This window comes from Corynebacterium faecale (assembly GCF_030408735.1).
Lineage (GTDB): Bacteria > Actinomycetota > Actinomycetes > Mycobacteriales > Mycobacteriaceae > Corynebacterium > Corynebacterium faecale.
Genome location: NZ_CP047204.1, coordinates 831,518 through 852,700, shown reverse-complemented (window position 1 = coordinate 852,700; position 21,183 = coordinate 831,518). Strand labels below are relative to the sequence as shown.

The following is a 21,183-nucleotide window of genomic DNA, read 5'->3' as shown; positions in this document are numbered from 1 at the left end:
GGCTCTAAGATCAAGCGGGTGAGCCAAGCCCTACCTGTTCGTAACCAGGTGCGGGACCAGGGTATGTTCGCTGGTACCCGACCACCCGCGCCGCCGACATTCCGATGGACCAGCCAGGACACCTGGACATGGTCTATCATCGCGATCTTTGCCACCCTGACCCGTTTCATAGGCCTCACCAGCGCCACCTCATCCGGCACACCGGTCTTTGATGAGAAGCACTACGTGCCGCAGGCATGGGATATGGTGCAATCCTGGATCAACCCGGTCACCGGTGGCATCGAATCCAACCCGGGTTTCGGTCTGGTGGTCCACCCGCCCCTGGCCAAACAGATCATCGCCTTTGGTGAGATGATCTTCGGTTACACCCCCATGGGTTGGCGCGTCATGGTGGCGTTGTTCGGCACCTTGACGGTTCTGGCGATCATGGCGTTGACCCGCAGGCTCAGCGGCTCCACCGTGGTCACCTTCATCGCCGGTGTCATCGCCACCGCCGATGGTGTGCTCCTGGTCAGCTCCCGATTCGGCATGCTTGATATCTTCCAGGTCTTCTTCATCACCGCCGCCGCATGGACCCTGATCAGGGATCACCAGCAGATGCACCACCGCCTTAACAATGCAAGCGGCTGGGACGATGAATTCGGTCCGCGCTTCGGCTTCCGATGGTGGCGTTTTGGCACAGGAATCCTCCTGGGACTCGCCCTGTCGGTGAAATGGTCGGGGCTCTATTACATCGCCTTTTTCGGACTGGCCAGCGTGTTCCTGGACCTGTGGTTGCGCAAGAGCTACGGCGTGCATCGCTATATTGTGGGCACACTACGCCATGATGTGGTCCCGGCACTGGCCTCCCTCGTACTGATCCCCGCCCTGCTCTACATCTGGAGTTGGCGTGCCTGGTTCGCATCGGAAACCTCCGTCTACCGCCATGCGCAGGCTGATGGCACCATCGAGGGCAGTTCCTTCCTCCGGTTCCTCCCCGACTCCATCGCCGGTTGGCTGCACTATCACTTCAGTGTGCTGGAGTTCCATGGCTCCCTGACCACATCCGGCGGCCACAGCCACCCGTGGGATTCCAAGCCGTGGTCCTGGTTGGTGGCCGGACGCCCCATCCTCTACTTCTCCTCCACTGACATTGAGTGCGCTGTCGGGGATACCTGCCGGCGCATGATCTACCTCTTCGGTACACCCGCCATCTGGTGGCTCACGGTGCCGGTGATTTTCTGGGCGGTGTGGTCACTGTTCATCCGCAGACAGCGCGCCTATGTGATCCCCCTGGTGGCTTTCGCCGCCGGTTTCCTGCCCTGGTTGGCGGCCTATGACCGCCAGATGTACTTCTTCTACGCCGCCGCTCTCGCCCCATTCCTGGTGGTCCTGCTCGCATTGACCTGCGGTGAGCTCTGGCAACGGGGCCGGACACTGCGCAACGGATTGACCTACGGGTCCATGATCGTGGTCGCCTACATCGCCCTCGTGGTCACGATGTTTGTGATCTTCTCCCCGATCCTCTACGGCTATATCGTGCCGGATTGGATCTATGACTCACTGATGTGGCTGCCGAGCTGGCGGTAGACATCAAAAGGGTGTTGATAGAGGTAGTCAGCTTGAGTAGGTGAACTCCCTGCCCGCGTGGTCGGTGATGTGCACCGTGGCTTTATCGCTGTCCAGTTTCACCCGGACCCAGTCGCCTGTGTCCACGCCCTGATCATCCAGGGCGTAGGACCGGTAGGTGATGCGGGTATTGTCGATATCCTCGACTTCGGTGCGCGCGGCATACAGCCAGGGGTTGTTGCGGCGCAGAGCGATGAGATCATGGTGGACCTGATGCATCCAGGTACCCAGGGGTGAATACTGCTCCGGCAGCGGTGGGCGGACCTGGTCATCACCACCCACGCGTTCCTCCTTCAGCCCGGTCACTGCCTGTTCATCGCCGTAGTAGATGCTGGGTGTACCGCCCACGGTGAATAACACAGATGCGGCGAGCACAGCCAGTTCAGGGCCCACCTGGGTGGCGATCCGGGTCACGTCATGATTGCCCACGAAGGTCTGCGGCACAAAATGCTCCAGGAACCCGTTGTGTCGTTGCAGGGTCCATTCCAGCTCGAAGAAATTCTTCTCCTTCAGGCTGCTCCAAATGGATTTCCACAGCTCATACTGGGTGATGGAATCCAGACCGGAGGACGCCACATAGTCCGCATAATCCCCGTGGATCATCTCACCGACAATCCAGGCATCCGGGTGTGTCGCCCGCACCCGGGGCAGCACCTTCTGCCAGAAGGCGGGATCAATCGCGTAGACGGCATCCAGACGCCACCCGGTGATCCCCCGGTCAAGCCAGTAGATCATCACCTCGGCGACCAGGTCCACCACCTCATCACGGCTGTGATCCAGCTCGGCGAGTGCATCATGGCCTTCGAAGGAGCCGCCGGTGGTCAGTTCGATGTAGCCCGACGAGCTGGAGACGTGATTGAAGACGCCGTCGAAAAGCACACCGATGCCACGCTGCCCGGCAGCGTCGAGCAGCGCAACCAGGTCGGACTCATCCCCCAGCCGCGGGTCAACGCGGAAGAAGTCTGAAGTGTCATAACCATGTGTGTCAGAGGCGAACACCGGCCCCAGCAGGATGGCGTTGCAGCCGAGCTCGACCACATAATCCAGCCAGCCTTCAAGGGTGGGCAGGCGGTGGGTCAGCGGCTCGGGCCCGGTGGGGCGGATCGGTGCGCCGGTGGCACCGAGCGGGTAGACATGCCAGATGATTGCGTGCTCAGCAAAACTCATGCCTTCAAGCCTAGTCACATTGGCGTGGCGTTGAGGGAACCCCAGGTCCGCCGCAACACGCCCGCCCCCCTACTGTTCAGCCAGGTCAGACCCAGTACCACCGCGGAGATCAACGACAGCACAATGGTGGTCGCGGTGGTGGAATCAGCGACACCGAACACCAGATCACGCGCCGCGAACCCCAGGTTGAAGGTCCACAGCGCACCGAACACCGGCAGCATGCCGGGGATGATCTGCGGCTTCCACGCCGCAAAGAACAGGCCCACGGCCAGCCCCAGGCGGAAGGTGGCGGCCTCTCCGATCAGCCGCGCGGTGAGCGGGTCTTCCTGAATGCTTATCGACGCCGTGTCCCCCAGCATGGACACCGCCCACAGGGTGTACACGGCACCCAGAATCACCAACAGGATCCGCAGCACCGTCGACGCGATGACCCGGGTGTTGGCGCGGCGACGCCACTGTGGCTCCACCTCGGCGAGAATGATCTCAGACAGATCCGGAGGCACCATCGTGCGGGGCTCCGCGACCCCCAGGTTTAATTTTCGGTTGAGCTCCGCCGCACGGTCATAGTAAGTCCGGCAGTCGGCACAGTGCGCGAGGTGCGCATCAAGGACCGCTCCATCCATACCGGTCGGCTCCCCGTCCAGGCGTGCGGACAATGCGGCCTGGACGGCAGTACAGTCAGCCACGTGTGAGAACCCCGTCGATGCTGGCCCTGCCGGAACCGAATACCACGATCATCATCAGGGAGACGATGATCAACAGAGGGAACTCCACGCCGTTATCCGCCACAAAGAAACCGGTGCCCAGATGCACGAAGTAGATGGCCGCCAGAATCAACAGCGCCAGCGCGCCGGCAACGAATGTGGTGAGCAGACCCACCACCAGGAAAGCCCCGCCGAGGAGTTCAGCCACGGCGGTGATCCAGACGGACAGAGTGGGTTGTGGGACACCCCATGCGGAAAACTGTCCCGTGGTCTGGGTGATGCCGCTGATGAACAGCTTCTCCCACCCGTGCGCCACGAAGATGATTCCGAGGACAACGCGGAATATCAGCAGCGCTGCGTCCCTCACGACCGGTTTATCCATGATTGACAGGTTACCTCAGGCACCTTGCACAGACGATGCCGACGGCGTGGTATCCAGCTCATCATCCACCATCCGGTTCCGGGCCGCACGGTACCCCACAACCCCCAGAACGAGGGTGCCGGCGGCCAGGGCCGCCAGGATCGGCCCCCAGGAACCCACCACCTGGAACATCGCCCCCACCAACAATGGCCCCGATGCGGCCAGCAGATAACCCACCGGCTGGGCGAAACCGGACAGGCTGGCGGTCACCCGTGGATCCCGGGTCCTGGCCGGGATCAGGGCGATGGCCATGGGGAAGCACAGGGCCCCCACTCCGAGGAAGAAGGACCACAGCCACCAGGCCTGAACCGGGAAGAACCAGACCCCCAGATAACCGATCAACATGCTCGCCGCGAAGAATACCGGCAGACGCGCCAGGTGATGGTCTCTCGTGCGGGCGATGGTCACCGGCATGATGAAGCCACCGATGATACCCAGCACTCCCAGAATGGCCAGCGCGATGGACGCATTTCCTGCACTGACCCCGCTGTCCACCAGGATCTTGGGCAACCATCCCATCTGGATATAGGCATTCATGGACTGCAGCCCGAAGAACAGCATGATGAACACCGCGGTCGGGGACGTCCAGATCTTTCCCCTGGTGCCACCGGTGACGGTCTCAGCAGGGAAATCATAACGCCTGCTCGCCCACATCGGCAGCCAGATCAGCACCTGGGCCAACCCGAAGAACGCCCAGACGAAGATCGCCCACCGCCACCCGTCCACGCCCTGGAAGAACAGAGCAGACAAGGGACCAACCGTGGAACCGAGTCCCAGCACAGAGGTGTAGACGGTCATCAGCGCCACGGTGTTCTTCCCACCGTGCAACTTCACCCACGCGGGGAGCAGAATATTCGCGATGGCGATGCCGACGACGACGAACCCGGTGAGGAAGATGAAACTCCAGATATCCCCCACCCACGGCCTGGATGCCAGACCGATCAGGCCGATGACCATGCCGGTGGTCAGAGCCCCGGACAGTCCGATCTTCCTGGCCAGGGGAACCGCGGCCACACCGAAGACCGCGAACGCCAGACCAGGTATGGCGGTGATGATGCCAGCCACGGTTTCGCTGGCGTCGAATGCCACGATGATCTCATCCAGGACCGCACCCACCGAGACAATGGCGGTACGAAGATTTAAAGCCGCCACGAGGACGGCTACAAAGGCGAAAACTGTGGTTCCGCGGGATAGAGCTCTGGCCATAACCGGCAACTCTACCCCGGGGAAGCAATGGGGAGGACGCATCCCCCCGGCGGGCGCGCTGGGTTAACTCACGCGGCGGGCACCATAGGAGCGGTAGTCATCCCCATTGTGTTCGATCGGCTGGTCGAGAGTGGACAGACCCTCGAAGTCAGGACTTTCATCATCCAGTTCCAGTACCACCGCACCGGGGCGACGCAGACGCGAGGGCAGATCCTCAGAGTTACGGACACCCATGCGGGAGCGACGCAGCCTCCGGATACGACGGGCACGGAGCTCATTCTCCGCGCGGACCTGACTGCGCAGCGCGACCAGGTAGAAAGCAGTGACTGCCACCGTGAGAACCGGCAGGAACCAGGCTCCCCCACCGAAGATGAACCCGAGGATCAGCGTGAACACCACGGCCAGGCCCAGTCCCAGAAGGGTCCTCTGACGACGGAGATACTTGCTCTGGGCCACCTCACGGTCAGCCCGGGGATCGTAGTAACCACGGCCACGGCGACTCTCCGCGAAATCCATATCCGCCTGGGTCAGCTCACCGTAATCAGCAGCATCCTCCGGGGCGTCCGCTGGGTTCCCGGCATCCTGGTCACCACTGTGGGCGGCACGGTATTCCGCGGTGGCGCGTACCCGCTCCTCATGGTGCATCAGATCGATCGGGGTGTTGTAGGAACCATCCATCGGATAGTGATCCTCGGCGTTCCACTCCTCGATGACCTCCACCACCGGGGCGTCCTGCTCCACCTCTTCCTGATCATCAACCAGGGCGACCACCACAGCGGTGGCCTCATCATCGGCGGCGACGTGGGAGGTGGTGGTTTCCGGCTCGACTTCCGTGTTGTCAGGAATGTCATCCGGGTCGCGCTCCTCCGGGACATCCTCACGGCGGTGCCTGAAGATGCTGGGGGAATCCACGATCTCATACTCTTCGTCAACAGGATCCTGCGCGTCAATCTCCTCGTCCCCGGCATCACCTGCCAGGCGGGGACGACGACGCACGGGCACACTGTTGCCACCCTCGAGGATGACGCGGGTTTCGTCGAAAGCCTCACCAGCCTTGCGGATTGGCTTCTGGCCACGGAGAAGCAGCGGTGCGAGCACGACAAGCCACACCACCACTATCAGGCCGATCAAGAGGAATCCGGACACGTGAAGCACCAAACCTTCCGAGACGGGTGCAATTGCTAAACAGTTACGACAGTAATAGGTGTGACGGTTTCAACACGACTGCCACGCCGAAAAATTATGGTCTCAAACGACCCGCGAGAATGAGTCGGTCAACCGCGGTGGTCGGATACTCATCAGCCAGCAGAGCCACAAAATGATGATCCATCCATCTGCCGTTGATGTGCAGGTTCCGGAGAAGATAACCCTCATCCCGGAAACCACTGTGGGCGAGTACCCGCCCTGAAGCTGGATTGCTGGGCAGATAGGTGGCGGTGAGCCGGTGCAGGCCGGTGCGTCGAAAAGCATGATCGACGCCGAGCGCGCAGGCGGCCGAGGCCACTCCCCTGCCCGTCACGCCACTATAAACCCAGTAACCGATCCACGCATCGGAGATTCCACCGTGCTGGATATTACCAATGGTCAACTGCCCCACGAAGCGCCCATCCAACTCGATCACCATCGGCAACAGAGCGCCCTGGCGTGCAGATTTCAGCAGGTAGGAGGCGGTTTCCCACCAGGACAGCCGAGAATGGGACTCACTCCAGGTACCGGACACGGTGGGCTCCACGGGACGGAGATGCTCCTCATCCCGCATGCGCAGATCCGACCACGCACGGAAATCACTCCGCTTGAGGGGACGCAGACGCAGCTTCCCGCCCATCGGCAGAGTCACCCTGGGTGTGGGTTCCGGCCAACCCGGATGGGTCAGGTGCGGACGCTCCCATTCCGACTTGGCTGTGAATGCGTTGAACACCTTCATCTGCCCTCATCGACCCTGCGCCAGGAAGATGACATCCACGACATCCCCGGGGCGGATCTCCGTAACATCCTCAGGGATCCGGATCATGGCGTTGGCCTCCGACAGACCAGCCAGCAGGTGCGATGGGGCGCCGGTCGCGCCACCGAGCGCCTCAACCAGGTAGTCCTGGGTCTCAGCGTCCCGCATGAGACGGGAACGGATGAAACCTTTCCGCCCAGCCACCGAGGCCACGTGGTTAAGGGCGCGTGCCCGCACCACACGGCGGTTGGCATTGGACTTACCCAAACTGAGGCGGATAAGCGGGCGCACGAAGGTCTCGAAGATCACCAACGAGGCCAGAGGATTGGAGGGCAGCAGGAACACCGGGATGCGGTTTTCACCCAGAAGTCCGAATCCCTGCACCGAACCCGGGTGCATGGCCACACGTTCGGTATCGATCTCGCCCAGTTCGCGCAACACCTCACGCACGCCCTCGGACGCGGAACCGCCCACGGCACCGGCGATCACCACCATCTCCGCGCGCAGCATCTGGGATTCGATGATCTCCTTGATGCGGCGTGGTTCACCGGCGGCGATGCCATAGCGGTACACATCCGCACCGGCCTCCCGGCCTGCAGCTGCCAGGGAATAGGAGTTGACGTCGAAGACCTGCCCGAGGCCGGGTTGGCGGTCAATGTCCACCAGTTCCGGCCCGACGGAGATCACAGACATGCGCGGGCGCGGGTACACCAGCACCTTCGGACGCCCCACCGCGGCGAGCAGACCGATCTGGGCGGGACCCAATACCGCACCGGAGCTGACAGCGACGTTACCCGGCTGGATATCATCGCCTTCCTTACGCACGAATTCACCGGAACGGACCGGGCGCTGCGCTGTCACACGTTTGCGGCCACGGTCACTCCAGGCGAGTGGCAGGACTGCGTCGGCAAGCATCGGTAGGGGCGCGCCCGTCTGCACGCGCACCGCCTGCTTGGGCTGCAGGCGGAGTGGCTGCTGGGACCCCGCAGCCACCTCCCCCACGACCGGCAGGGATTTCTCCGGGGGCGCAACGGGGACCTCCCGGCTCAGCGAGCGCTCGCCACCGACATCAACCGCGCGTACGGCATAACCATCAATCGCCGCCTGGGCGAATCCAGGCAGCGCACGTGACGCCTGTACGTCCTCGGCGCACATCAATCCGAATGCCTCGGCGATGGCGATACGCACCGGCTCGGGTGTCACCGCAGCCTGCGTAACCATTGCCAGCTGTTGTTCGACTGATCGCAATGGGACCTCCTTCATGAACAGCAGCTATTTTACGTCAGTTGCGTGAATACCTTGAACGGTAGCCGAATCTTCTCCCCGGAACCGGTTTTTCCTTGTCCGCTCCGGAAGGGGTTGCGCCATGGCAGCTGACGCTGCCCGGTTCACCACAACCTCCCGGGTGACACCTACCCGGAAGCCCCCTGGGCTACGTCGGTGATGTCCTGCTCGGCAAAAACACCATGCTCAATCATGATCTGGGTCAGGGCCCGCTTCAGCTGTGGACCATATTTAGGGTGGGACAGGCCGAAATCCACACAGGCGGGGATGTACCCACCGGGGTTGCCCAGGTCATGGCGCTTACCGCGATGCACCACGATGTGGACAGGGTGGCCTTCATCAATGAGCAGGGCGATGGCATCAGTCAGCTGCAGCTCGCCACCGGAACCGGGAGTGATCCGGCGCAGGGCGTCAAAGATATCGCGGTCCAGGAGATAACGGCCTGTCGCCGCAAGGTTCGAGGGCGCATCCTCGAAGGCAGGCTTCTCCACCATCCCGGTGATCCGCTTGATATCAGGATCCTCACCGGCGCCTTCCGCATCCTCCACCTTGAAGATGCCGTAATTGGACACGTCCTCATCAGCCACCTCGACGGCGCACAATACTGACCCGCCGAAGTTGGCACGGACCTGTGCCATCCGTTCCATGACACCGGTTGGAAGAACCAGGTCATCGGGCAGCATGACAGCCACCACGTCCTCATCATCATCGAGGATGGATTCAGCCAGACCGACCGCATGGCCTAACCCGAGTGGGCGTTCCTGGGTGACCGGTACAGCCTCAATGAGCCCGGCTGCACGACGGATCTTCCCCAACTGCTCAGTCTTGCCACGTTCCTCGAGGGTGTTCTCCAATTCGGTGAACCGCTCAAAGTGGGCCAGGACGCCGGCCTTGTTGGGGGCGGTGATGATGGCCAGGCGGGTTGCCCCCAACTCGGCCGCCTCCTCAGCGATCAACTCGATACCGGGGGTATCAACAACGGGCAGCAGCTCCTTGGGCACGGTTTTGGTGGCCGGGAGGAAGCGCGTTCCCATTCCTGCAGCAGGCACCACGACGGTCTTTACCGCGTTCACGTGCTCATCGATAGGCAAACTCATGTCGCCAACACTACCCCGCAGCCCCATGACCAATCAGGGTGCCCCACCTGAAATAACCGTTATCCTTAGTTTTATGAGCGAGAGCAAACAACAGCTGCGGGACAACCTCCACGAGGCGCGCACAGCCATGTCGGATGATCTCCGCGACAGGGAGAACGCCGCCCTGATAGCCAATGTCTCCTATTACCTCAGGTCAAAGCGTCCACAGCGTGTGGCCGCTTATGTCCCCACCCGCAGTGAGCCCGGTGGGCGATTGCTTCTCGACGCGCTCCAGGCCGAAGTCCCTGCGGTTATCCTGCCCCTTGCGCTCCCCGATGGGCGTATGGACTGGGCCCTCTACGAGGGCCCCACCAGCCTGGTCCCGGGAGCCTATGGAATCCGGGAACCCGCAGGTACCAGGCTGGGGCCGGAAGCCCTGAACTTCTGCGATGTGGTGATCGCACCTGCACTGGCCGCCTCACCCGACGGTATCCGCCTGGGCAAGGGTGGTGGCTTCTACGACCGGGCTCTGGCCACCGGCATCAAGGGCACCACGATCGCCCTGTTGTACAACGGTGAGATCCGTCAGGACATCCCGGTAGAAGAGCATGATCTACCGGTGAATATCCTCATCACCCCCGCGGGAGTACGGAACCTCGGGCGCATCTGAACAGTCCAAGTGGGTATGGACGTTAAAACCACCCTCACCACTCCCGGATGGCATCGTACGCTGCTCATCCGACGCTCCCTGGCAGCTTTTCTTCTCCTCATCGCCGCCATTTTATTCATCCGGTCCCTGATCAGCACCGATCCACAGGTCGCGGTATTCGTCTCGGATATCCCGGCCGGGGCGGCGATCACCGCATCCGATGTGAATCTGCAGAACATTCCATCGGCACTGGTACCCCACACCGCGGTCCTGGACACCTCCGACGCCGTGGGGCGCATCGCCGCATCTGCCATCACCGCGGGCGAAATCGTCACCTCTCCCCGGTTCGTGGGAAATGAACTCATTGCCTCCTTTGTGGGAAATGGCACAGAAGATTTTTCCGGTGAACAACTCCACATGGTTCCACTCAAACTGGCGGACCCCTCGGTGATTCCGCTCCTCCACCACGGCGATACCATCTCGGTGATCTCCCATGACCCCGGTTCCGGCCTCCCCCACACCATTGCTGCTGGTGGAAAGGTAGTTCTTGTAGGTGAATCAGGCACATCCGATCCCTCAACCGTGCTCATTGCACTGCCGGAATCCTCATCCGGACTGGTGGCTGCCGCTTCCCTCAGCGCCCCGCTCGCAGTGGTGCTGACAGGGGACAGATCCGGGTGAACAAACTTTTATCCCCGTCGAAACAAATCAGGTTTCCGCTATAGTGCTTTTGTTGTTCCACCACTGGCCCACAAATGTCTACCTGATCAAGGAGCGCCCACCCATGTTGAAGGGTTTCAGAGATTTCATTCTCCGCGGCAATGTTGTCGAGCTCGCCGTCGCCGTCGTCATCGGCACCGCATTCACCAGCATCGTCACTGCATTTTCCGACCACATCATCAATCCGCTCATCGCATCCGTCGGTGGCGCAGATGTATCCGGACTCGGTTTCCACATCTTCAGTGACAACCCGAACACCTTCATTGATTTCGGCGCCGTGATCACCGCAGCGCTCAACTTCCTCATCATCGCCGCCATCGTCTACTTCGTACTGGTGGGTCCGATGAACAAGCTCAATGAGGCGCTGGCCAAGCGCAAGGGTGTTGACGAAGAGGAGGAGGCGCCGGCTTCCCTCGAGGCGGAACTGCTCACTGAGATCCGCGATCTCCTCCAGGCACAGAAAGCTGCCAACAATCAGCAGGACGGCAAGAACACCCTGTAAAACAGCGAAACCACCCCAAGACCTTGGGGTGGTTTTTCATCTCAATGATCACCGCTGGTGGACAACGGGTGCTCCTCATGGAGCCGGAGCGCTCTAGTGGTAGTGCGGTGGCCGTTGCTCCAGCCAGAACTCCTCACCGCTGGGGGCGTCATCCTGCTCAGGATCCAGAATTACCTCCCGGACCTGATCCCCGACGGGAGTCGGTCCGGGGGTGTCGGCGGTGCGATCATAATCCTGCGCGGGTGACGCGCGGAAAGCTCTCCTGCGTTTCTTGGTCATGGGCGCTCGACACTCCACTCAGACAACAGAGGTCTGCATCTGGTCCACAACAAAGTGCACCAGTGGGGTCAGGGTCGCCATCCCATCGCGGATCGCCGCCCGGGAATCCGCCAGGTTGACCACAACGGTGGAGCCGGAAATGCCGGAGATACCCCGGGACACCGATGCATCCACCGCACCGCATGCCATACCGGAGGAACGCAGAGCCTGGGCGATACCCGGAACTGTCTGATCAAGCACCGCGCGGGTAGCTTCAGGGGTTCTGTCACGTGGCCCGACACCCACACCACCGATGGTGAGAACCAGATCAGCACCGCCCACAACCGCAGTTTCAATCGCCTGGCGGATCTGTGACTTCTTCGATGGGACCAGCACCACTGCGTCGACGTTAAAATTGGACTCCATCAGGAGCTCCGTGACAAGACGACCATTCTCAGTGGAATCATCATCCGCGTAATCATTAACCAGGACCACGAGTGCCCGACGCTGCACGGCGAGAGTGGACTCCTGCTCAGTGGCCTTGAGAAACTCCGGGTCCGGTTCAACATTTGGAAGAGGCTGACGGGACTCCACGACCTCGGTGAGATTCCCCAGCGTATCGTTACTCATCGTTCCTCGCTCAAACTTGTCATTAACTTGCCGTTAGCTTGCTTTCAGCCCGTTACTGCCGAATTGATCAGATATTTTGTATAAAACTACTCGCTGGTGAGAGTAACCTCCACCTCACGGGTTTGCGAGGTGTCCTGCTGAGTGACTGTTAGAGTAACTGTTTCTCCGAAGTCATGTGAGCGAACAGCCGCAATTAATGCATCAGCACTGTCAATCACACGATCGTTGAGCTTGGTCACCACATCTCCCGGCATAAGTCCGGCCGCGGCTCCCGGCCCTCCATCCTGCACACTGGCGATCAATGCGCCGGAAACATTGGCACCGTTGGCCAGGGACACACCGATCATGGGCTGCATCACTGCACCGGTTTCAATGAGCTGAGTGGCCACCCGCTTGGCGTAGTTGGCGGGGATGGCGAAGCCGAGGCCGATGGACCCCCCGGTGTCACTCGCGGATGAGATGGAGGCGATCACCGAGTTCATGCCGATCAGATTGCCCTGCATATCCACGAGCGGACCACCCGAGTTTCCCGGGTTGATGGCCGCATCGGTCTGGATCGCATCAATCAAAGAGGATTCGCCCCCTTCCCCGGAAGCCCGGACAGGGCGGTTGAGGGCCGAGACGATACCGGTGGTGACAGTTGAGCTCAGTCCGAGCGGGGACCCGACCGCCATGACTTCCTGGCCCACGGCGATGTCATCAGAATCACCAAAGTTGATCACGGGTAGATCCGTGGCGTTTCTGATCTTGATGACGGCAATGTCGGTGGAGGCATCCCCGGCGATGAAATCAGCTTCTGAGGTCGAACCGTCGGACATGGTGACCCGGAGAACCCCGTTCTGTTCCACCCCTGCCACCACATGGTTGTTCGTCATCACATAGCCGTCGGAGGAGATGATGGAACCCGACCCTTCAGAGGCGGAATTCCGGGTCAGTGCCTGGATGGAGACCACGGAGGGAAGTACCTGTTCGGCCACCTGTTCAGCGGATCCAGGTTCCGCATTGGTTGTGCGTTGCAAACTCGGCTGGTCCAGGGAGTTGTAGGCTCCGGTGCCGGAGGAATCAGATCCGAACTGCGTGGTGGCTACGCCGACGATGCTGCCGGCCGCCACTGAGCCCACCAGCATGAGGCCAAGCGCGGTCCCCAACCCCACCGTCTTCTTCTGCTTCTTCGCCGGCGCGGTCCCGGAAGGTGCCGGGTCTGAATCCCAACTGGTCCAGGCCGGGTTCACCGGGACATCAGAACTCGGCGATGATGTTCCCCACGACTGGTAGGCGCTACGCACAGGTTCAAAGGTATTGGTCTCTGAGGGTGGTGCGGCGTTGTCATCTTCGTTGCGGGGATATGGTGTTGTCATGTCTACGATTATGGTCTTTCTGACTGGAGCACCACTTCAATCACTCTGAACGATTGCTGTGAGGTTGGTGAACGTTTGAGGGCTGCCCCGGACTGAGGAGGTTGTTGTCCTGGGTACCAGGGAAAACCATGGTGATCCTGGTCCCACCATCATCCGATTCCCCCACCTCAATGTGGCCGGAGTGCCGTTGGACCACCTGTTGGACGATCGCCAGGCCCAGGCCGGACCCCGGCATCGATCGGGATTTCACCGCGCGGTAGAAACGCTCGAATACCAATTCGCGTTCCTCCTCCGGGACTCCGGGTCCGGAATCATCCACGGTGACCTGGACATGCTTGTCATCGATGACGGTCATGTCCAACCGGACATTACCGTTTTCCGGAGACCACTTCACGGCATTGTCCAGGACATTGACCAGGGCACGCGTCAGGGCGAATCCGTCTCCATTGAGATACCAGGAAACTGTCTTCGTGGTGATGGTGACATCATGGCGCCGACGATCCACCCGCTCCACCGCGCTGTCGAGTACCCGGTTGAGATGGATGGGCTCAAGAACCTCGATGTCCTGTTCCCGGGTGAGATCAACCAGGTCACCGATCAGGGTGGACATCTCCTCCATCTGCGCAAGCACGTCCCGTTCCAGGTCGTTCCGATCCTCTTCCGGGATCTGTGGCGCGTTCGGACGGGTGGTCATCATGAGCAACTCGATATTGGTGCGCATGGACGTCAACGGAGTCTTCAACTCATGCCCAGCATCTGCCACCAGCTGAGACTGTCTCATTCGTGAATCCCGCAGGGCTTCAAGCATTTCGTTGAAGCTCACCGTCAATCGCGCGAGCTCATCATTGCCCACAACGGGTATGGGACAGAGGTCATCTGTCCTGGCGATGTTCTCCACGGCGCGCTGCAATCTGGACAGTGGCCTCAGGCTCGCGCCCGACAGGATGAATCCAAGCACGATTGACGCCAGCACACCTGCGATACCGAGGACGAGAAGCAGGATTCCCAACGAGGTGATGAGCTCCCGCAAGTAGCTCATCTCCTGGGTGAGGACCACTGTTGCCCCCTGCTCATCATGTTTGATCAGGATCCGCATGCCCGAGGAAGTCAGAGTCTGGGTGTTGGGCTGGGATCGGTCAATGGGCAGATCCCCAGGCAGTGCGATACTGTCACCGATGACATATTCCCAACCCGGTGGGGATAACGCGATGCTCAGACCACCGTCATACTCCTTGACAATCTCCATTTCGGATTCGACGCGATCATAGAAATCAGGGTCCTGCGCACGCTCCAACATGGTGGTGGCCTTGGCGTCCAACGAGCGGTCCACTGCTGATATCAGCGCATTGGACACGGTCCAATAAGATGCCACGGTGACAAGGCCCACTGTGAGCGCAACGAGGACGGATCTCAGCAGTGAGAGCCGCCAACGCAGGGAAGTGGTGAAACCCCACCCCTGATGTGGTTGTTCTGTGGAATCCAGTGGAACCTCGACGGGCTCGTGCGACGATCCGATGCGTCGCAGGGTCACGGGGCAGTCTCCCTCAACACGTAACCAACACCGCGAACGGTGTAGATGAGTCGACTCTCCCCTTCCTGCTCAGTCTTACGGCGCAGGTATCCGATGTAGACCTCGAGAGCATTACCTGAGGTGGGGAAATCATATCCCCAGACATCTTCAAGGATGCTGTTGCGGGACAGCACCCTGCGGGGATTTTTCATGAGTAGTTCCAACAGTGCGAATTCGGTTCGCGTGAGACTGATGGGACGCCCACCGCGACTGACATCACGGGTATCCGGGTTGAGTGTGAGATCCCCGAAAGACAGTTCAGCCTGCGCGGATGATCCGCCGTTACCGTTAGTGGGCTCCAGTGCGGAGCGACGAACCAACGACCTGACCCTGGCCAGAAGCTCTTCCAGTGCGAAGGGCTTGGTCAGGTAGTCATCGGCGCCGGCATCCAGGCCACCGACACGGTCTGAGACGTTGTCCCGGGCGGTGAGGATGAGTATGGATCGGTCATCACCCTGACTACGCAGCGTGCGACACACTTCCAGTCCATCCATGCGGGGCATCATGACGTCCAGCACAACGATACCGGGCTGTTCACGTTCGATGACCTCTAACGCCTGCACACCGTCTTCGGCGGTGACAACGTTATAACCATTGAATGTCAGTGATCGCCGCAGCGATTCCCGTACAGCTGGTTCGTCATCAACAACGAGAACCTTCATTGACTTACTTCCCTCAGTTATAAGTGGAGGTTATTTGATCCGGAATGTCACTCTGCCATCAATAGCCTCAAAACTTCTTCAAGGATCCCTTGAATTTTCCTTATATTAACACTGTATACAGCAAAGAGACCGGATACGGTCCCCGTAATCAGGGGGCATATCCGGTCTCTTACTAGATTCTTATAAATGCCTTGGTGGCATTTAAGGAAATCCTGTTGAGTTGTTCTGTTTTAGAACTGCTCGACGTCAACCAGGCCAAGCTGCGCAGCCTTGACCAGGCGACGTGGGATGCGAACGGTCTGGCCGTCGATCTTCACGTCCTGGAGGGCGACATTGTCAGCCTTCCACTGGGAACGACGCATACGGGTGTTGGCGCGAGACATACGGCGCTTTGGAACTGCCATTGCTTATTCTCCTATGCCTTCTTCTTACGGCGAGCCATGCCGCCGAAGCGACGCTCGAACTTCTCGACTCGGCCAGCGGTGTCCATGACACGCTGTGCACCGGTCCAGAATGGGTGGGACTCACTGGTGACGTCAACGACGATCAGCGGGTACTCATTGCCATCTTCCCAGTTGATCGTGCGATCACTGGATGCGGTGGAACGGGTCAGGAACTGGAAGCCAGTACCTGCGTCCTGGAATACCACCGGGTGGTAACCGGGGTGGATGTCCTTCTTCATTTACTCTCGATTCCCTCAGGATTGAAACTACGGATCGGTTCCCCAATCTTTGGGGATCGTGTCCGAGTTGGGTTCGGTGAAGTATGCACTGCCAAAACCGGCAATGAACCTGTAATACTTTACATGAGTGGCGGGGGATCTGAAAATCACCTATACACCACCACCCACACAGTCGCCATCACGGCCAACCTCCACCCGCGACAGTATCCTCCACCGTTGCAGGCCACTGCGCATGACGATATGATGAATTCATCATATCTGCATGTCAAGGAGGACTAACGTGTTGAGTTCAGATCAAATGCCTCTCTACGAACGCAAGGCCAACCTGTTCAAGGGGCTGGCACACCCCTACCGGATCAGAATCCTGGAGATCCTCTCCACCCAACCGGAAGTGCCGGTGTCCACCATGATCCACGACACCGGACTGGAATCATCCCATTTATCCCAGCACCTCGCCGTCCTCCGCAAGTACGGACTGGTCACCTCGGTGAGAAATGCCAATGTGGTGTCCTACAGCCTCACCCACCCGCAGGTGGCGGATCTGCTGCGCACTGCCCGCCTCCTGCTTAACCAGATACTGACCAGCTCCACCGACGAATTATCCTCCATCAATGCACTCCCCAGCATCGAGGGGACCAGGGCATGACTGGATCCGCCACACCGACGAACAGGTCGGAGGGGACAAGAACCACCAGAGTCGGGCAGTGGCGTGGCCTGTTGCCATCCATGGAGGATTACGCCAACCTCCGATACACCTGGCGTTCGGACATCACCGCGGGCATCACCGTCGGCATTGTCGCACTCCCACTGGCCCTGGCGTTCGGTGTCAGTTCCGGAGTCAGTGCCGAGGCGGGATTGATCACCGCCATTGTCGCTGGTCTCATCGCGGCCATCTTCGGCGGTTCCAACGTTCAGGTATCCGGTCCCACCGGCGCGATGGTGGTGATCCTCGCCCCCATCGTGATAGCCCATGGCATACCCGCCGTCGCGCTCGTCAGCTTGATGGCGGGCATCATCGTGCTGCTAGCCGGCATCCTCAAACTGGGGCGCACGGTCAGTTATATCCCCTGGCCCGTCATCGAGGGGTTCACCCTGGGCATCGGGGTGATCATCTTCCTGCAACAGGTTCCGGCCGCTGTCGGATACGCCGGCTCACTGCCAGCCAACACCGTGGGTGCCGCATGGCATGCAGTGACGCACGCCGAGTGGCCCGGAGCCTTCCTCCCCCTGTCCGTGGTTGCGGCAGTGATCATCGTGATGCTGTTGCTCGGCAGGTTCGCCCCGAAGGTGCCGGCCAGTTTCGTAGCCATCGTGGTGGTCACTGTCGCGGTGCTGGTACTGAAGGTTCCGGTGGATGATATCGGTGAGATTCCCCGCTCCCTGCCCGCCCCGACCCTGCCCGCGATGGATCCGGAACTGATCCGGGCACTGTTGGGCCCCGCGTTCGCGGTCGCAGCCCTGGCCGCCATCGAATCACTCTTATCCGCCAGGGTGGCCGCCTCCATGGCGGATACCGGCCCCTACAATGCTGACCGCGAGCTGGTGGGCCAGGGACTGGCGTCCATCGGCGCGGGGTTCTTCGGGGGCATGCCCGCTACAGGGGCGATTGCGCGCACCTCGGTCAACGTCCGCTCCGGGGGCCGAACCCGCGCTTCGGCCATCATCCATGCCCTGGTGCTCCTCGCCGTGGTCTACCTCGCGGCCACCGTGGTCTCGGTGATCCCACTGGCGGCACTGTCCGGCGTTCTAATGGTGACAGCCGCCCGCATGATCAACATCAATGTGGCATCCCGGGTGCTGCGATCCACCCGCTCGGATGGACTGGTGTTCATCATCACCGCAGTGATCACCATCAGCGTGGACCTTGTGGTTGCCGTAGCCATCGGCATCGGGGTGGCCGCCTTCTTCATTCTGCGCCGCATGAGCCTGGACACCGGGCTCTTCCGCGAGACACTCCCCGGGGAGGCATTTGCGGGCGATGAACGTATCGCCCTGTTCCGCATCGAAGGCTCCCTGTTCTTCGGCGCCGCGGAGCGCATCCTTGACCAGATCCTGGACCATCGGGATGAGCATCAGATCGAAGTGGTCATCCTGCGACTGTCCCAGCTCCAGATGATCGACGCCACCGGTGCCAACCAGTTGACCGAGTTGGTCACGGCCCTGGAACGTCGTGGCGTCACCGTTCTGATCAAGGGTGTTCGCAAGGAGCACATCCACGTCCTCGGTGTGCTGGGCGCCATCAGGTCCCTGCGACATCCCACTCACCTGTTTGAGGATCTGGACACCGCCACAGCCCATGCGCGGGATCATATCGCCCATCGGATTTAGACTGTCCGCCGTTGCGGGAAACCGGCAGGCATCCGTGCCCTGGTGTACCATCCGGGCATTGAATAACGCCGTGTCGCCCGCTCTCCGGGCACCGCCGGGAAACATGCCGGAAAACAGGGGCACAACTGCGGACCTGCTGGTCGCAGTCCCGCAGTGGCCCTACAGAATTCGCCCAGTGCTCCCCTGCCTAAAGCGGACAACAAGGGGATTAGGAGTTTTGGGGTCTCGTCTGTAAACTGGTCCCTTGCTGTTGTCGTAAATATTCGTTATCGCCCTCTCAGCTGGCATGCTCGCGCCCCGGGAACCTTCCGGTGCGGCGCGTCTTCTAACTGATTGTGGGCGGCTAGGAGAAAGCAAAGTTATGTCGGCACATTGCCAAGTAACGGGACGCCAGCCGAGTTTCGGCAAGTCTGTCTCGCACTCGCACCGACGCACTTCACGCCGTTGGAACCCCAACGTGCAGCGTCGTAAGTTTTTCGTCCCTTCACTGGGACGTTCCATCACCCTGACCGTATCCACCAAGGGCCTGAAGGTCATTGACCGCGACGGCATCGAAGCTGTCGTGGCTCAGATCCGCGCACGTGGGGAGAAGATCTAAAGATGGCACGTAATGATATCCGCCCCATCATCAAGCTGAAGTCTACGGCTGGCACCGGTTACACCTATGTCACCCGCAAGAACAAGCGCAACAACCCGGACCGTATCACTCTGATGAAGTTTGATCCGGTAGTTCGTAAGCACGTCGAATTCCGCGAGGAGCGATAATTCATGGCAAAGAAGTCTAAGATCGCCAAGAACGAGCAGCGCAAGGAAATCGTCGCCCGCTACGCCGAGCGTCGCGCAGAGCTCAAGGCCATCATCAGTAACCCGAACACCTCTGATGAGGATCGTCTGGATGCACAGTTCGAACTGAACCGTCAGCCACGCGATGCAGCTCAGGTCCGCGTTCGTAACCGTGACGCCCATGATGGTCGTCCACGCGGTTACCTCCGCAAGTTCGGTCTGTCCCGTGTCCGCATGCGCGAGATGGCTCACCGTGGTGAGCTGCCGGGCGTTCGTAAGTCCAGCTGGTAGGAGTACACACAATGAAACAGCGCAACAACGCTAAGCGTGTCCGCCTCGAGCAGACCCGCCGCCCAAAGAAGAACCCGTTGAAGGCAGCGGGCATCGAGAAGGTTGACTACAAGGACATCAACACCCTTCGTCAGTTCATCTCCGACCGCCACAAGATCCGTTCACGTCGTGTCACCGGTCTGACCCCGCAGCAGCAGCGCGAGGTTGCAACCGCCGTGAAGAACGCACGCGAAATGGCTCTCCTGCCGTTCACCAGCCGCTAAGTCTGGGAATAACGTAACAGCGACATCTTTAGAACCACCTGTTCTCATCTTCATGAGAGCAGGTGGTTCTTTCTATCTTTCAGGGTGTAGTTTTAGTATCGACACCTCCCCACCCACGACAAGAGGAACAACCGTGCTGCATCCCTCCCTGCTCGAGCTCGCCGAAAGTGCACCATTGTGCAGCAGTCCCGCCAATGTGCGTGGGGTGCTGGCGGAGTCCCTCGAACTGCTGAGTAATGCCTTGCACCATGGTGAGGCGCCCTCGGTGCTCGCGGGTTGGTTCTCCCGGGTGGTTACCGATGCGCTGCACTCCCCCGGCATCGACGCGGAGGTCGTTCTCACCGGCCCCGTGGGGCGGGGTGACGCGTTGCCCACCTCGCCCGTGAGGTGGCTGGCGGTCGTCGATAAGCAGGGTGTTGATCCGAATCCCGCGCTGGCCCGGCTGCTCACTGATGTAGGTTTCATCGCCGAGCCGGTTGGTGCCGCGACACGGCAGGAGTGGGAGGATCGCGCCCGCTCCGGTGAGAATGCGGCGGTGTACCTGGATGCGGGCACATGGGTGGCATCGATCACGCAGGCGGATCCGCGCACCTTGCTTGCCGACGCCCTGGCCTCACGTCCCCCGGCCATCGAGGTCGCCGACGGTCTACCGTCGCGTGAGATGAGCGTTGATATCCGCGGGAATCTGATGATCCCCACGGTCAATCTGGCGCGCTGGGCGGCATGGCAGGCCGGCTCCACCGCGCCGACCACCGCTGCGAGGCTTGCCGACGCCCGTTCAGCCAACATTCTCACCCCTGATGAGGCCGATGCCCTCACGCAGGTGTGGAAGGCCTCGCTTGAGCTACAGTCAAAGCGCTGGATGGACCGCATCCATGATCAGGACGCCACAGCCTGGGATATGCCCGCCCTCCAGCGTTCCACGTTCGGGGCCGCTGCACGGCTGTTGTCTCAGGTGATGAGCTCAGTGGAGCACCGCGTGAGCGATTAGTGCATCCCCAATGGTGGGATCTGCCTGTCAGGCACTAGAATCTTGTCAAATATCATTCACCAGTTTTCTCCCCGGATTGAAGGAAGTG

26 protein-coding genes are annotated in these 21,183 nt (G+C 60.6%); 11 read left to right on the top strand and 15 right to left on the bottom strand.

All coding sequences use genetic code 11. The features are described from left to right. Window positions 1–18 precede the first annotated feature (18 nt). Entirely contained in the window at window positions 19–1,569 is a 1,551-nt protein-coding gene (gene pmt / locus CFAEC_RS03940) for a protein O-mannosyltransferase (protein WP_290279031.1), read from the top strand. A 27-nt stretch (window positions 1,570–1,596) separates the two neighbouring features. Here the strand turns inward: pmt and CFAEC_RS03935 are convergent, their stop codons facing one another. From CFAEC_RS03935 to CFAEC_RS03900, 8 genes are all read right to left on the bottom strand, one after another. Continuing rightward, window positions 1,597–2,775, bottom strand: coding sequence for an alpha-amylase family glycosyl hydrolase (locus CFAEC_RS03935; protein WP_290279028.1), 1,179 nt, complete (start codon window positions 2,773–2,775; stop codon window positions 1,597–1,599). A gap of 14 nt (window positions 2,776–2,789) precedes the next feature. Continuing rightward, window positions 2,790–3,461 carry a zf-HC2 domain-containing protein gene (locus CFAEC_RS03930; RefSeq protein ID WP_290279027.1) on the bottom strand — a complete coding sequence of 224 codons (672 nt, stop codon included), beginning with the start codon at window positions 3,459–3,461 and terminating at the stop codon, window positions 2,790–2,792. Next, window positions 3,454–3,861, bottom strand: a complete 408-nt coding sequence (locus CFAEC_RS03925; RefSeq protein WP_290279025.1) for a DoxX family protein — start codon at window positions 3,859–3,861, stop codon at window positions 3,454–3,456. Before CFAEC_RS03925 ends, CFAEC_RS03930 begins: the two co-directional genes overlap by 8 nt. 15 nt (window positions 3,862–3,876) lie before the next feature. Then, the gene (locus CFAEC_RS03920) at window positions 3,877–5,106 is read right to left on the bottom strand and encodes a CynX/NimT family MFS transporter (RefSeq protein WP_290279024.1); all 1,230 of its coding nucleotides are present in this window, start codon (window positions 5,104–5,106) and stop codon (window positions 3,877–3,879) included. Window positions 5,107–5,169: 63 nt separating this feature from the next. Continuing rightward, entirely contained in the window at window positions 5,170–6,252 is a 1,083-nt protein-coding gene (gene sepX, locus CFAEC_RS03915) for a divisome protein SepX/GlpR (RefSeq protein ID WP_290279022.1), read from the bottom strand. A 94-nt stretch (window positions 6,253–6,346) separates the two neighbouring features. Further along, on the bottom strand, window positions 6,347–7,030 hold the full coding sequence (locus CFAEC_RS03910; protein WP_290279020.1) for a GNAT family N-acetyltransferase: 684 nt from the start codon (window positions 7,028–7,030) through the stop codon (window positions 6,347–6,349). 6 nt (window positions 7,031–7,036) lie between these two features. Continuing rightward, on the bottom strand, window positions 7,037–8,296 hold the full coding sequence (gene glp / locus CFAEC_RS03905) for a molybdotransferase-like divisome protein Glp (protein WP_290279019.1): 1,260 nt from the start codon (window positions 8,294–8,296) through the stop codon (window positions 7,037–7,039). Window positions 8,297–8,460: 164 nt separating this feature from the next. Then, the gene (locus CFAEC_RS03900) at window positions 8,461–9,429 is read right to left on the bottom strand and encodes a UTP--glucose-1-phosphate uridylyltransferase (RefSeq protein WP_290279017.1); all 969 of its coding nucleotides are present in this window, start codon (window positions 9,427–9,429) and stop codon (window positions 8,461–8,463) included. A 73-nt stretch (window positions 9,430–9,502) separates the two neighbouring features. Here CFAEC_RS03900 and CFAEC_RS03895 point away from each other — a divergent pair, with 73 nt between their 5' ends. The 3 genes from CFAEC_RS03895 (at window position 9,503) to mscL (ending at window position 11,279) form a co-directional block, all read left to right on the top strand. Continuing rightward, window positions 9,503–10,078, top strand: a complete 576-nt coding sequence (locus CFAEC_RS03895; RefSeq protein ID WP_290279014.1) for a 5-formyltetrahydrofolate cyclo-ligase — start codon at window positions 9,503–9,505, stop codon at window positions 10,076–10,078. Window positions 10,079–10,093: 15 nt separating this feature from the next. Further along, on the top strand, window positions 10,094–10,738 hold the full coding sequence (locus tag CFAEC_RS03890) for an SAF domain-containing protein (protein ID WP_290279012.1): 645 nt from the start codon (window positions 10,094–10,096) through the stop codon (window positions 10,736–10,738). A gap of 103 nt (window positions 10,739–10,841) precedes the next feature. Next, entirely contained in the window at window positions 10,842–11,279 is a 438-nt protein-coding gene (gene mscL, locus CFAEC_RS03885; RefSeq protein WP_290279011.1) for a large conductance mechanosensitive channel protein MscL, read from the top strand. A 93-nt stretch (window positions 11,280–11,372) separates the two neighbouring features. On the opposite strand, the gene CFAEC_RS03880 is transcribed toward mscL, so the two are convergent. From CFAEC_RS03880 to CFAEC_RS03850, 7 genes are all read right to left on the bottom strand, one after another. Beyond that, window positions 11,373–11,558: a hypothetical protein gene (locus CFAEC_RS03880; protein ID WP_290279009.1), complete on the bottom strand. Its 186-nt coding sequence runs from the start codon at window positions 11,556–11,558 to the stop codon at window positions 11,373–11,375. An 18-nt stretch (window positions 11,559–11,576) separates the two neighbouring features. Then, window positions 11,577–12,167: a MogA/MoaB family molybdenum cofactor biosynthesis protein gene (locus CFAEC_RS03875; RefSeq protein WP_290279008.1), complete on the bottom strand. Its 591-nt coding sequence runs from the start codon at window positions 12,165–12,167 to the stop codon at window positions 11,577–11,579. An 86-nt stretch (window positions 12,168–12,253) separates the two neighbouring features. Beyond that, complete coding sequence (locus tag CFAEC_RS03870) at window positions 12,254–13,525, bottom strand: S1C family serine protease (RefSeq protein ID WP_290279005.1); 1,272 nt, start codon at window positions 13,523–13,525, stop codon at window positions 12,254–12,256. Between the two features lie 40 nt (window positions 13,526–13,565). Then, on the bottom strand, window positions 13,566–15,056 hold the full coding sequence (locus CFAEC_RS03865; RefSeq protein WP_290279003.1) for a sensor histidine kinase: 1,491 nt from the start codon (window positions 15,054–15,056) through the stop codon (window positions 13,566–13,568). Further along, window positions 15,053–15,757 carry a response regulator transcription factor gene (locus CFAEC_RS03860; protein ID WP_290279001.1) on the bottom strand — a complete coding sequence of 235 codons (705 nt, stop codon included), beginning with the start codon at window positions 15,755–15,757 and terminating at the stop codon, window positions 15,053–15,055. Before CFAEC_RS03860 ends, CFAEC_RS03865 begins: the two co-directional genes overlap by 4 nt. 230 nt (window positions 15,758–15,987) lie before the next feature. Continuing rightward, entirely contained in the window at window positions 15,988–16,161 is a 174-nt protein-coding gene (rpmF, locus tag CFAEC_RS03855; RefSeq protein WP_011075210.1) for a 50S ribosomal protein L32, read from the bottom strand. A gap of 11 nt (window positions 16,162–16,172) precedes the next feature. Then, entirely contained in the window at window positions 16,173–16,439 is a 267-nt protein-coding gene (locus tag CFAEC_RS03850; protein WP_290278994.1) for a type B 50S ribosomal protein L31, read from the bottom strand. A gap of 280 nt (window positions 16,440–16,719) precedes the next feature. On the opposite strand from CFAEC_RS03850, the gene CFAEC_RS03845 reads away from it, so the two are divergent. The 7 genes from CFAEC_RS03845 to CFAEC_RS03815 all read left to right on the top strand — a co-directional run bounded on the left by CFAEC_RS03845 (window position 16,720) and on the right by CFAEC_RS03815 (window position 21,095). Continuing rightward, window positions 16,720–17,085, top strand: a complete 366-nt coding sequence (locus CFAEC_RS03845; RefSeq protein WP_290278990.1) for an ArsR/SmtB family transcription factor — start codon at window positions 16,720–16,722, stop codon at window positions 17,083–17,085. A gap of 80 nt (window positions 17,086–17,165) precedes the next feature. Then, window positions 17,166–18,767: a SulP family inorganic anion transporter gene (locus CFAEC_RS03840; protein WP_290279797.1), complete on the top strand. Its 1,602-nt coding sequence runs from the start codon at window positions 17,166–17,168 to the stop codon at window positions 18,765–18,767. Between the two features lie 361 nt (window positions 18,768–19,128). After that, a complete protein-coding gene (gene rpmB / locus CFAEC_RS03835; RefSeq protein ID WP_290278989.1) occupies window positions 19,129–19,365 on the top strand; it encodes a 50S ribosomal protein L28 in 237 nt (78 codons plus the stop codon). 2 nt (window positions 19,366–19,367) lie between these two features. Beyond that, complete coding sequence (gene rpmG / locus CFAEC_RS03830; protein ID WP_003846451.1) at window positions 19,368–19,532, top strand: 50S ribosomal protein L33; 165 nt, start codon at window positions 19,368–19,370, stop codon at window positions 19,530–19,532. A 3-nt stretch (window positions 19,533–19,535) separates the two neighbouring features. Continuing rightward, complete coding sequence (gene rpsN / locus CFAEC_RS03825; protein WP_290278985.1) at window positions 19,536–19,841, top strand: 30S ribosomal protein S14; 306 nt, start codon at window positions 19,536–19,538, stop codon at window positions 19,839–19,841. Between the two features lie 11 nt (window positions 19,842–19,852). Then, complete coding sequence (rpsR, locus tag CFAEC_RS03820; RefSeq protein WP_003858407.1) at window positions 19,853–20,104, top strand: 30S ribosomal protein S18; 252 nt, start codon at window positions 19,853–19,855, stop codon at window positions 20,102–20,104. A gap of 133 nt (window positions 20,105–20,237) precedes the next feature. Then, on the top strand, window positions 20,238–21,095 hold the full coding sequence (locus CFAEC_RS03815; protein ID WP_290278983.1) for a putative nucleotidyltransferase substrate binding domain-containing protein: 858 nt from the start codon (window positions 20,238–20,240) through the stop codon (window positions 21,093–21,095). Window positions 21,096–21,183 lie beyond the last annotated feature (88 nt).

Bases quoted from the DNA above. Each gene is read 5' to 3' on its own strand.
- CFAEC_RS03935 (WP_290279028.1), bottom strand. From the start codon at position 2,775: ATGAGTTTTGCTGAGCACGCAATCATCTGGCATGTCTACCCGCTCGGT.
- CFAEC_RS03925 (WP_290279025.1), bottom strand. From the start codon at position 3,861: ATGGATAAACCGGTCGTGAGGGACGCAGCGCTGCTGATATTCCGCGTT.
- CFAEC_RS03920 (WP_290279024.1), bottom strand. From the start codon at position 5,106: ATGGCCAGAGCTCTATCCCGCGGAACCACAGTTTTCGCCTTTGTAGCC.
- CFAEC_RS03910 (WP_290279020.1), bottom strand. From the start codon at position 7,030: ATGAAGGTGTTCAACGCATTCACAGCCAAGTCGGAATGGGAGCGTCCG.
- CFAEC_RS03900 (WP_290279017.1), bottom strand. From the start codon at position 9,429: ATGAGTTTGCCTATCGATGAGCACGTGAACGCGGTAAAGACCGTCGTG.
- CFAEC_RS03895 (WP_290279014.1), top strand. From the start codon at position 9,503: ATGAGCGAGAGCAAACAACAGCTGCGGGACAACCTCCACGAGGCGCGC.
- CFAEC_RS03890 (WP_290279012.1), top strand. From the start codon at position 10,094: ATGGACGTTAAAACCACCCTCACCACTCCCGGATGGCATCGTACGCTG.
- mscL (WP_290279011.1), top strand. From the start codon at position 10,842: ATGTTGAAGGGTTTCAGAGATTTCATTCTCCGCGGCAATGTTGTCGAG.
- CFAEC_RS03880 (WP_290279009.1), bottom strand. From the start codon at position 11,558: ATGACCAAGAAACGCAGGAGAGCTTTCCGCGCGTCACCCGCGCAGGAT.
- CFAEC_RS03875 (WP_290279008.1), bottom strand. From the start codon at position 12,167: ATGAGTAACGATACGCTGGGGAATCTCACCGAGGTCGTGGAGTCCCGT.
- CFAEC_RS03870 (WP_290279005.1), bottom strand. From the start codon at position 13,525: ATGACAACACCATATCCCCGCAACGAAGATGACAACGCCGCACCACCC.
- CFAEC_RS03860 (WP_290279001.1), bottom strand. From the start codon at position 15,757: ATGAAGGTTCTCGTTGTTGATGACGAACCAGCTGTACGGGAATCGCTG.
- rpmF (WP_011075210.1), bottom strand. From the start codon at position 16,161: ATGGCAGTTCCAAAGCGCCGTATGTCTCGCGCCAACACCCGTATGCGT.
- CFAEC_RS03850 (WP_290278994.1), bottom strand. From the start codon at position 16,439: ATGAAGAAGGACATCCACCCCGGTTACCACCCGGTGGTATTCCAGGAC.
- CFAEC_RS03840 (WP_290279797.1), top strand. From the start codon at position 17,166: ATGGAGGATTACGCCAACCTCCGATACACCTGGCGTTCGGACATCACC.
- rpmB (WP_290278989.1), top strand. From the start codon at position 19,129: ATGTCGGCACATTGCCAAGTAACGGGACGCCAGCCGAGTTTCGGCAAG.
- rpmG (WP_003846451.1), top strand. From the start codon at position 19,368: ATGGCACGTAATGATATCCGCCCCATCATCAAGCTGAAGTCTACGGCT.
- rpsN (WP_290278985.1), top strand. From the start codon at position 19,536: ATGGCAAAGAAGTCTAAGATCGCCAAGAACGAGCAGCGCAAGGAAATC.
- rpsR (WP_003858407.1), top strand. From the start codon at position 19,853: ATGAAACAGCGCAACAACGCTAAGCGTGTCCGCCTCGAGCAGACCCGC.